This window comes from Pararhizobium antarcticum, assembly GCF_001885585.1.
Lineage (GTDB): Bacteria > Pseudomonadota > Alphaproteobacteria > Rhizobiales > Rhizobiaceae > Pararhizobium > Pararhizobium antarcticum.
Genome location: NZ_LSRP01000024.1, coordinates 115,404 through 124,599, shown reverse-complemented (window position 1 = coordinate 124,599; position 9,196 = coordinate 115,404). Strand labels below are relative to the sequence as shown.

At 63.5% G+C, this 9,196-nt stretch carries 9 protein-coding genes; 8 read left to right on the top strand and 1 reads right to left on the bottom strand.

What is annotated here, in order from left to right; genetic code table 11:
* The first annotated feature begins 73 nt into the window (after positions 1–73).
* The 6 genes from AX760_RS03470 (at position 74) to AX760_RS03445 (ending at position 4,716) form a co-directional block, all read left to right on the top strand.
* A complete protein-coding gene (locus AX760_RS03470) occupies positions 74–1,312 on the top strand; it encodes a Ppx/GppA phosphatase family protein (RefSeq protein ID WP_083531050.1) in 1,239 nt (412 codons plus the stop codon).
* Positions 1,309–2,091: an RlmE family RNA methyltransferase gene (locus tag AX760_RS03465; RefSeq protein WP_071831464.1), complete on the top strand. Its 783-nt coding sequence runs from the start codon at positions 1,309–1,311 to the stop codon at positions 2,089–2,091. Before AX760_RS03470 ends, AX760_RS03465 begins: the two co-directional genes overlap by 4 nt.
* Before the next feature lie 4 nt (positions 2,092–2,095).
* Positions 2,096–2,485 (top strand): VOC family protein, encoded by a 390-nt coding sequence (locus AX760_RS03460; RefSeq protein WP_071831461.1) that lies wholly within the window; start codon positions 2,096–2,098, stop codon positions 2,483–2,485.
* A 32-nt stretch (positions 2,486–2,517) separates the two neighbouring features.
* Entirely contained in the window at positions 2,518–3,279 is a 762-nt protein-coding gene (locus AX760_RS03455; RefSeq protein WP_245294918.1) for a histidine phosphatase family protein, read from the top strand.
* A 221-nt stretch (positions 3,280–3,500) separates the two neighbouring features.
* On the top strand, positions 3,501–3,686 hold the full coding sequence (locus AX760_RS03450) for a hypothetical protein (RefSeq protein WP_071831457.1): 186 nt from the start codon (positions 3,501–3,503) through the stop codon (positions 3,684–3,686).
* Between the two features lie 64 nt (positions 3,687–3,750).
* Positions 3,751–4,716 carry a DUF4440 domain-containing protein gene (locus tag AX760_RS03445; protein ID WP_071831455.1) on the top strand — a complete coding sequence of 322 codons (966 nt, stop codon included), beginning with the start codon at positions 3,751–3,753 and terminating at the stop codon, positions 4,714–4,716.
* Between the two features lie 102 nt (positions 4,717–4,818).
* Here the strand turns inward: AX760_RS03445 and AX760_RS03440 are convergent, their stop codons facing one another.
* Positions 4,819–6,231 (bottom strand): MFS transporter, encoded by a 1,413-nt coding sequence (locus AX760_RS03440; protein WP_071831452.1) that lies wholly within the window; start codon positions 6,229–6,231, stop codon positions 4,819–4,821.
* A 366-nt stretch (positions 6,232–6,597) separates the two neighbouring features.
* On the opposite strand from AX760_RS03440, the gene AX760_RS03435 reads away from it, so the two are divergent.
* Together AX760_RS03435 and guaB are read left to right on the top strand one after the other, a co-directional pair.
* Entirely contained in the window at positions 6,598–7,467 is an 870-nt protein-coding gene (locus tag AX760_RS03435; protein ID WP_425348809.1) for an MBL fold metallo-hydrolase, read from the top strand.
* A 200-nt stretch (positions 7,468–7,667) separates the two neighbouring features.
* Complete coding sequence (gene guaB, locus AX760_RS03430; protein ID WP_071831448.1) at positions 7,668–9,164, top strand: IMP dehydrogenase; 1,497 nt, start codon at positions 7,668–7,670, stop codon at positions 9,162–9,164.
* The last annotated feature ends 32 nt before the right edge of the window (positions 9,165–9,196 follow it).

Here is a 9,196-nt window from a genome sequence, read left to right as displayed (position 1 = left end):
TCCGGACAGCGCCCCGTACCATACTCCCCACAATGCTCCGCACAGGGGCAAGAAGAAGCGCAACCGTCGCGGCCTGCAGGGCCGGCCGCTGGCCGGCAGCGACAAGCCACAGGCATCGCAGGCAGCGCCTGTGTCCGAGCGGCCGCGTGCCGTTCAGCCGGCCGCGGTGTCGGAGGACAGGAAGGCCCATGCCCATCCCGGGTTCGAGGGATGGCGCCACACCGTGCCGCAGACGCAGTCGCATGCACCGGATGCTGCAGCCCCGCTCTATGCGGCGCTCGATCTCGGCACCAACAATTGCCGCCTTTTGATTGCGCAGCCGACGCGGCCTGGCCAGTTCCGGGTGGTCGATGCCTTCTCGCGCATCGTCCGGCTCGGCGAGGGGCTTGGTGCCTCCGGGCGCCTGTCGCCGGAGGCCATGGACCGCTCGATCGAGGCGTTGAAGATCTGCGCCGCGAAGCTGAAGCTGCGCGATATCCGCAAAAGCCGGCTGATCGCCACCGAGGCGGCGCGCGCCGCCGTCAATGGCGAGGCCTTTCTCGAGCGCGTGCTCAGCGAAACCGGCCTCGAGCTCGAGATCATCAACCGCGAGACCGAGGCGCGGCTTGCCGTCTCCGGCTGCTCGTCGCTTGTCGGCCGCGACACGAAATCGGTCGTGCTCTTCGATATCGGCGGTGGCTCCTCGGAAATCGCCGTCATCCGGATCGGCGACAACCGCTCCAGCCGGCTGGCCAACCACATCACCCACTGGACCTCGCTGCCGGTCGGCGTCGTGACTTTGTCGGAGCGCCATGGCGGCCAGGACGTCACGCCGGATGGGTTCGAGGCGATGGTGCGCGAAGTCGAGGCCATGCTGTCGGGTTTCGAATGCCCGGCGATCGACGCGCTGTCAGGCGCGGATGCGGATACCGGCTTCCACCTGATCGGCACATCCGGCACGGTGACGACGCTCGCCGGCGTGCATCTCGATCTGCCGCGCTACGACCGGCGCAAGGTCGATGGCCTGTGGCTGTCGGATGATGAAGTCAGCGCCATGCAGGCCCGGCTTCTCTCGTGGGATTTCACCGCCCGTGCCGCCAATCCCTGCATCGGTCCGGACCGGGCCGATCTTGTGCTGGCCGGCTGCGCCATCCTCGAGGCCATTCGCCGCCGCTGGCCCTCCGAGCGCATGCGCGTTGCCGATCGCGGCCTGCGCGAAGGCCTGCTCACCGATATGATGGCCGATGACGGCGCCTGGCGGCGTGGCCGTCCGCGTCGCTTCCCCCGCGGCATCCCGGGACCGCAGGGTTCCCATGAAGGAAACAAGTCATGACGAAACCCCCGATCGGCGGAAACCGCACCGGCCGCAAGCTTGGCCAGAAGGTCAAGAAGGGCAAGCTGAAGGCCTCGTCGCGGCGCTGGATCGAGCGCCACATCAACGATCCCTATGTGCAGCGCGCCCAGCTCGAAGGTTACCGCGCCCGCGCGGCCTTCAAGCTGCTGGAGATCGACGAGAAGCACAAGATCATGTCGGGCGCCATGCGCATCATCGATCTGGGCGCGGCTCCGGGCAGCTGGTCGCAGATCGCCGCCAAGGTCACCAATTCGACCGATGACGACCCAAAGGTCGTGGCGATCGACTTTCTCGAGCTCGATCCTCTGGCCGGCGTGCATATCTTGCAGCTCGACTTTCTCGATCCGTCGGCTCCCGACAGGTTGATGGCAGCGCTCGGCGGTACGCCAGATCTGGTCCTCTCGGACATGGCCGCGCCAACCACCGGGCATCGCCAGACAGACCATATCCGCACCATGCATCTCTGCGAGGTCGCGGCCTATTTTGCCATCGACGTTCTGGCCGAAGGGGGCCATTTTCTGGCGAAAACCTTCCAGGGGGGGGCCGAGCGCGAACTGCTGACCCTGCTGAAGCAGAACTTCAAGCAGGTCATCCATGTCAAGCCGGCCGCTTCGCGGGCCGAATCGGTGGAAATGTTCCTGCTCGCCAAGGGCTTCAAGGGCCGCCATCCCGACAGGCCGACCCGGCCCGACTTCAATGCCGAAGATGATGCCGACATGCGCGACGATCGCGAAATGGCCGGCGAAAACGAGGACTGACACCATGCTGCTCTATATCACGCTCGGCAGCAACGACCTGGCGAAGGCAACGGTTTTTTATGATGCGGCCCTTGCCCCGCTCGGGCTGGTGCGACGGGTGACGGACGCAGTCGAGATCGGCTATGGCGCAGAGGCCGACAGCCGCTGCCGCCTCTGGATCGTTTCACCCTACGACAAGAAACCCGCAACGATCGGCAATGGTTCGATGGTGGCGCTGGAAGCCGAAAGCCGGGCCCTTGTCGATGCCTTCTACGCCGCCGCCATGGCCCATGGCGGCACCGACGAGGGAAAGCCCGGTCTGCGCCCCTATCACGCGGATTTCTACGCCGCCTATGTCCGCGATCCCGATGGCAACAAGCTCTCGGCCGTCTGCGAGCTTACGGGCCAGGTTTAAAGTTCGACAGCGCCCCTTGGTGCGGATGTCGGATGCGCGAGCCGGATGATCAGGCCGCGGTTTGCCCAGATCACAGTGCCGGGAAACGTCACGCCCGCCCAACGCCCGATGAGACCTGGTTTCGCGGCAAGAGGCCGGATGGAGTAGCTTGCGTGAAAGACCTCTTTGTTGTCACCCATACCGAGTCCATCCACCATGTCGAGGACAAGGTCGGCGGCTGGTACGATACTGATCTGACGACCCGCGGCATGCAGGACGCGGAAGCCACGGCCGAACGCCTGGTCGCGCTGGTCGGTCGTGGTGAGGTCGAGATCTACAGCTCAGACCTTCGCCGGGCGGCGCAAACGGCGGCCATAATTGCCGGACGCTTTGGTCTCGATGTGGTCGAAACCGCCGATCTGCGGGAAATCAGCTATGGTGTGGCAGGCGGACAGCCTCAGGAGTGGCTTGATGCCCGCTATCGTCCCGCCCCCGATGACAACCGGCTGGATCATGACTGCGGGATTGAGGGCGCAGAAAGCCGCCGGGACGTGGCTGTCCGCGTCTTCCCGTGTGTGGGGGCGATTGTGGATCGGCCCTGTGCCACCCAGATCATCGTGACCCACGGTTTCACCCTCAGTCTGGTTATCGCGGCATGGATGAAGATACCGATCGATGCCACCGGCTTCGTAAGCTTCCCCGCAAAGTCCGGAAGCATCACCCATCTGCGCCAGGACGACCTCTTCAGAAACAGGGCCGTGATCAGACTTGCTGACGCTGCGCATCTGAACGCTGCAGTATCGCAGCAATCCTGATTTCCGGACAATGCCGCGACGGCGGCGGTTGACGTGAAAAGACGCCCCCTTCGCGAAGCTTGCAAGACGTTTCGCCCCTATCTGCGGCGCCATCGGTCATTCCGTTCCCCTTGCAAGCTTCAAACGTCAAACCTGTCGACTGTCGTCCGCGCGCATGACAACTGCGCGCCTCGTGCCATGCCAGGTTGCCGGGATGAATGTGCCGGGACCGGAGAGACGTCATGGAGATCTACAGCCTTGTTATCGCGCACATGCGCGCCGCGGCGCGAACGGTGCCGATGAGCGCTTTGGCCGAGGATTGTTATTACGCCAAGCACAGCGACATGCGATGCTTCAGGCCGGGGGTGCCTGGCTCGGTTGCAATGGCTGCCGGCATGATCGTGATGCTCGGACTGGCCTTGGGGTGAAGCCGCCTCATGGCACACGCATCCGGCCATGTTATGAGACTGACGGCATTTTGAAGGGAGTGAGATGGACGGATGTGAGGCTGACAAGCGGGAGATCCTCGCTGTGCTCCGCAGCGAGACCGAGGCATGGCTGCAGCGGGACTTCGAAGCCTTGGCGGCCCATTGGCTGCAATCGCCACAGGCCCGGCGGATGGAATATTACGCCTCGCTCGGCGTTCGGGTTGACGAGGGCTGGGAAGCGATTGCCGCGCGCCTGAAGACGATCGTGGAGCGTTTCCCCGAGACGCAGAACTTTTCGGACCATGTTCGCTGGGAGAACGTCAATATCGTCATCGCCGAGACCATGGCCTGGGTCACCTATGACCAGATCGGCATTGATGGTGGCAATGATCTGAAACGCGAGCTGAAAATTCTGCAGCGTGTCGATGGCGTCTGGACGATCAGTTGCATGGTGATGATGGAAAGTGCTGTCGAACAGGTGAGCTTCCCGCTCATCGAGGTCGATGCGGACCTCCGCATTCTCTGGTCGAACCAACTCGCGCAGGAACGGATCAGGGATCATCCGGGTCTTGTCGTCGCTGCTGGTCGCCTGCGCGCCCGACGGCGAAAACACGACCCCGCCTTGCGTGAAGCCGTCCGCCTGGCTTGTCTTGAACTGAAGGGTCAGACGCGGCTCACCTTGTCGCCGAAACAGGCTTGGGCGGTGACGCTTGGGCAGGATGCGGCAGGCGTACCGATGCACTGCTGGGTCCGGCTGGAAGATGGCAAGGCGCTGGTATCGTTCGACGATACAAGGACGGTCGCGCGCAGGATCGAGCGGGCGCGGGAGATCTACGGTTTGTCCCCCGCGCAGGTCAGGCTTGCCCGCCTCATCGTTGATGGAAACGACATAGCGGGTGCGGCCGCAATCCTGGTCGTCAGTGTCAATACGCTGCGCACGCAACTCCAGCGCATGTTCGACAAGACCGGCGTGCGCAGCCAGGCCGCATTGGTGCGCGCCCTGCTGAGCATCGAGCCACCCAATGATTGACCATGCCTCAACGCGCTGCATGCCCTGCGGCGGAACAAACATCCCGATCTGGCATCACCGCAAACGACGATCGTCGGGATCCGGATCGCCTGTCGGCCACGCTCACTTCACCCCGGTCGTCGTCTCGCTCTCCGGTACAGCCAGGCGGTGGCCCGAGACGGATGCGCCGGCGTTTCTGGCCATGGTGATGAACGGGATGATGGCTGTCAGGGTGAAGACGGCGATGATCATGAAGGCGATCTGGAAGTCGCGCAGTTGCAGCGGAGAGCCGGTCTGCGTGGTCTCGATCTCCAGGATCGCGCCGGCAACGGCAACGCCCATCGCCAGGCTGATCTGCTGCAGCACGGCGCTCATCGCGGTCGCCTTGCTGGCATCGGCATCGTCGATATCGGCAAAGGACAAGGCATTGACGCTGGTGAAGAAGAAAGACCGCGCAAAGCCCGCGAGCAGCAGCATGAACGCCATCACCAGATAGGGCGTGGCGGGCGTGAACAGGCCGTTGACAAAGGTCAATGCCGCGCCGGCCAGGGCTGCGATCATCAGTGTCGTGCGAAAGCCGGCAAAGACCAGCACGCGCTTGGCGAAGAACTTTGTCGTCAGGGCGCCGATCGCCCCGACAAAGGTGATCATCCCCGACTGGAACGGCGACAGGCCGAAACCCACCTGCAGCATCAGCGGCATCAGAAAGGGGATGGCGCCGATCGAGATGCGAAACAGCGTGCCCCCGATCGCAGCGGCGCGAAAGGCGCTGTCCTTGAACAGATTGAGATCAAGCAGGGGTGCCGGGTGGCGACGGGCATGGCGCACATACAGAAAGCCGCATGTGATGCCGATGAGGACGGCGACCGCGCCGATGATCGGTGGCAGCGCCGGCAGGCTCATCACCGAAAGCCCGAACATGGTGCCGGAAGCGGCGATGGCGCTGAGAAAGAACCCCTTGATGTCGATCGGTGGCGGCGCGGCACTGGTAATGTCCGGCAAATAGGCTCCCGAGAGGAAATAACCGGCTATGCCGATCGGCACATTGATCAGGAAGATCCAGTGCCAGGAGAAATAGGTGGTGATGAAGCCGCCGAGCGGTGGACCTGCCAGCGGCCCGACCAATGCCGGTATCGTCAGCAGCGCCATGGCGCTGACCAGCTCGCTGCGCTTGGTCGAGCGCACGAGCACCAGCCGTGCCACCGGCGTCATCATCGCTCCGCCCATGCCCTGCAGGAAACGCGAAACGACAAAGGAAATCAGGTCGCCGGAGATGGCGCACAGGATCGAGCCGGCGACGAAGACGAGAATGGCCGAGCGGAAAATGCGTTTTGCCCCGAAGCGGTCGGCCATCCAGCCGCTGAGCGGTATGAAAATCGCCAGCGAAACCATGTAGGAGGTCAGCGCCAGCTTCAGCGTGATCGGCCCGACGCCAAGGTCATGGGCGATCGCAGGCAGTGAGGTGGCGATGACCGTCGAGTCCATCTGCTCCATGAACAGCGCCACGGCGAGGATCATCGGGACGATACGGCTCATGGGGTGGTTCATGGAGGGGCTCATGCGGGGTGGTCGATGCGGGGGCGTTTCATGCGGATTGGCCTTGCTCGGTCGTCCGGAAGTGGGGGACATAGGCGCCTGCGCGACAAATTCGAACCCTGCGCCTCAACTTGCGATCACTTCCCTGTGAGACGGCCTGCCATTGCCTGTCAAGACACTAGATATGGCCGTGCGTTGGGAGACGCAGTTTCATTTTCCGCCCTGAACCCCCTGGAGGCTCCAATGATCGATAGACTTTCCCTTGGCCGACGTGCGCTTTTCGGCGCGACAGCTGCCGGTGCGCTGGCTGTGCCGTTTCTGATGAACCGGACCGCATTCGCGCAGACCGAAACGAAGACGGATGCCATGGCACCACAGGCGACGAAGACCAGCAGCTTCAAGATCGGCACGTTCGGTGTGACCGTCATCAGCGACGGCCTGCGCACGTCCGAAAAGCCGCAGGAAACCTTCGGTACCAACCAGACGCCGGAAGCGGTCGCCGAATTGCTGATGGCAAATTTCCTGCCGACCGACAAGTTCGCCAACGGTTTTTCGCCGACGCTGGTCGATACCGGTTCCGATGTGATCCTGTTCGATACCGGCATGGGCGAGGGTGGTCGTGCCGCTGGCGCTGGCCAGCTTGTCGCCGGCATGCAGGCGGCGGGCTACACGCCGGACCAGGTGACGGTCGTCGTCCTCACCCATATGCACGGCGATCATATCGGTGGCTTGATGGAAGGCGGTCAGCCGACCTTCAAGAATGCCCGCTATGTGGCCGGTCAGGCGGAATTCGATTTCTGGAAGGATCCGGCGCGGGCCGGAACGCCGGCCGAGGGCGGTCACAAGGGCGTGCTGGAGAAGGTCGTGCCGCTGGCCGAAAAGATGACCTTCGTCGGCGATGGCGGCGAGGTCGTGTCTGGTATCACTGGCATGGCGGCGTTTGGCCACTCGCCGGGCCACATGATCTACCGCATCGAATCGGGCGGCAAAGGGCTGATCCTGACGGCCGACACCGCCAATCACTTTGTGCTGTCGCTGCAGCGGCCCGACTGGGAGGTGCGTTTCGACATGGACAAGACGGCCGCAGCGGCCACGCGCAAAAAGGTTTTCGACATGATCGCCACCGACCGTTTGCCCTTCGTCGGTTACCACATGCCGTTTCCCTCGGTCGGTTTCATCGAGACGCTCGACCAGGGCTATCGCTTCGTGCCGGAAAGCTACCAGTTCGAGCTCTGAACCGGCCGCCTTCACCATTGCAGGAATAACTTGGCAGGCCCGGCGTTTTCGCCGGGCCTTTGCACTTTCCAACCCGTCATATCCGTGTTACCAGCCCTCGCCAACTTCCAAGAAACTCTCGCCGGTCTAGCGCGGCGAGTCTCCCGCCGCACGGTCACCCGATTGTGCGGGGAGGATACCATTTACTGAAGGGATTTGGCATGGCGCGCATCATCGAAACGGCAACCGGTCTGGAGGCTCTGACGTTCGACGACGTCCTTCTGCAGCCCGGACATTCCGAAGTCATGCCGGGGCAGACGAACATTGCCACCCGTATCGCCCAGGACATCGATCTGAACCTGCCGATCCTCTCGTCTGCCATGGACACCGTGACCGAAGGCCGCCTGGCGATCGCCATGGCGCAGGCCGGCGGCATCGGCGTTATTCACCGCAACCTGACCCCGATCGAGCAGGCCGAGCAGGTTCGCCAGGTCAAGAAGTTCGAAAGCGGCATGGTCGTCAACCCCGTGACCATCGGTCCGGATGCGACGCTGGCCGATGCGCTGGCGCTGATGAAAATGTACTCGATCTCCGGCATTCCGGTCGTCGAGAACGCGACCGGAAAGACACCGGGTCGCCTGGTCGGCATCCTGACCAACCGCGACGTGCGCTTTGCATCGGATCCGGGTCAGAAAATCTACGAACTGATGACCCGCGAAAACCTGATCACCGTCACCGAGAACGTCGACCAGAAGGAAGCCAAGCGCCTTCTTCACACCCATCGCATCGAGAAGCTGCTGGTCATCGATGCCGATCGCCGCTGCGTCGGACTGATCACGGTCAAGGACATCGAGAAGTCGCAGCTCAACCCGAATGCATCCAAGGATGCGCAGGGTCGCCTGCGGGCCGCAGCCGCCATCAGCGTCGGCGACGACGGCATCGAGCGGGCCGAGCGCCTGATCGACGCCGGTGTCGACCTGATCGTCGTCGATACCGCGCATGGCCATTCGCAGCGCGTCCTCGATGCGGTCGCCATCGTGAAGAAAATGTCGAACTCGATACGCATCATGGCCGGCAATGTCGCAACCGGCGACGGCACCAAGGCGCTGATCGATGCTGGCGCCGATTCCGTCAAGGTCGGTATCGGCCCGGGTTCGATCTGCACCACCCGCATCGTCGCCGGCGTCGGCGTGCCGCAGCTGGCGGCCATCATGGCTGCCGTCGAGGCCGCCCAGGCCGCCAACATTCCTGTCATTGCCGATGGTGGCATCAAGTTCTCGGGCGATCTTGCCAAGGCGATCGCCGCCGGCGCATCCGCCTGCATGATCGGCTCGCTGCTGGCCGGAACCGACGAAAGCCCGGGCGAGGTGTTCCTCTATCAGGGCCGCTCGTTCAAGGCCTATCGCGGCATGGGCTCCGTCGGCGCCATGGCCCGCGGTTCGGCCGACCGCTATTTCCAGGCGGAAGTGCGCGATACGCTGAAGCTCGTGCCGGAAGGCATCGAAGGTCAGGTTCCCTACAAGGGCCCAGTGTCCGGCGTCCTGCACCAGTTGGCCGGTGGTCTCAGGGCCTCGATGGGGTATGTCGGCGGCAAGACCATCAAGGATTTCCAGGAGCGCGCCACCTTCGTCCGCATCTCGGGTGCGGGCCTGCGCGAAAGTCACGCGCATGATGTGACGATCACCCGCGAAAGCCCCAACTATCCGGGCGCCATGTAGGCGACTGCGGTACCGTTCGAGATATGGAGCGG

Coding starts and splice junctions, on each gene's coding strand:
- guaB (WP_071831448.1), top strand. CDS start 7,668: ATGGCGCGCATCATCGAAACGGCAACCGGTCTGGAGGCTCTGACGTTC.
- AX760_RS03435 (WP_425348809.1), top strand. CDS start 6,598: ATGGCACCACAGGCGACGAAGACCAGCAGCTTCAAGATCGGCACGTTC.
- AX760_RS03450 (WP_071831457.1), top strand. CDS start 3,501: ATGGAGATCTACAGCCTTGTTATCGCGCACATGCGCGCCGCGGCGCGA.
- AX760_RS03460 (WP_071831461.1), top strand. CDS start 2,096: ATGCTGCTCTATATCACGCTCGGCAGCAACGACCTGGCGAAGGCAACG.
- AX760_RS03465 (WP_071831464.1), top strand. CDS start 1,309: ATGACGAAACCCCCGATCGGCGGAAACCGCACCGGCCGCAAGCTTGGC.
- AX760_RS03440 (WP_071831452.1), bottom strand. CDS start 6,231: ATGAGCCGTATCGTCCCGATGATCCTCGCCGTGGCGCTGTTCATGGAG.
- AX760_RS03445 (WP_071831455.1), top strand. CDS start 3,751: ATGGACGGATGTGAGGCTGACAAGCGGGAGATCCTCGCTGTGCTCCGC.
- AX760_RS03455 (WP_245294918.1), top strand. CDS start 2,518: ATGCGCGAGCCGGATGATCAGGCCGCGGTTTGCCCAGATCACAGTGCC.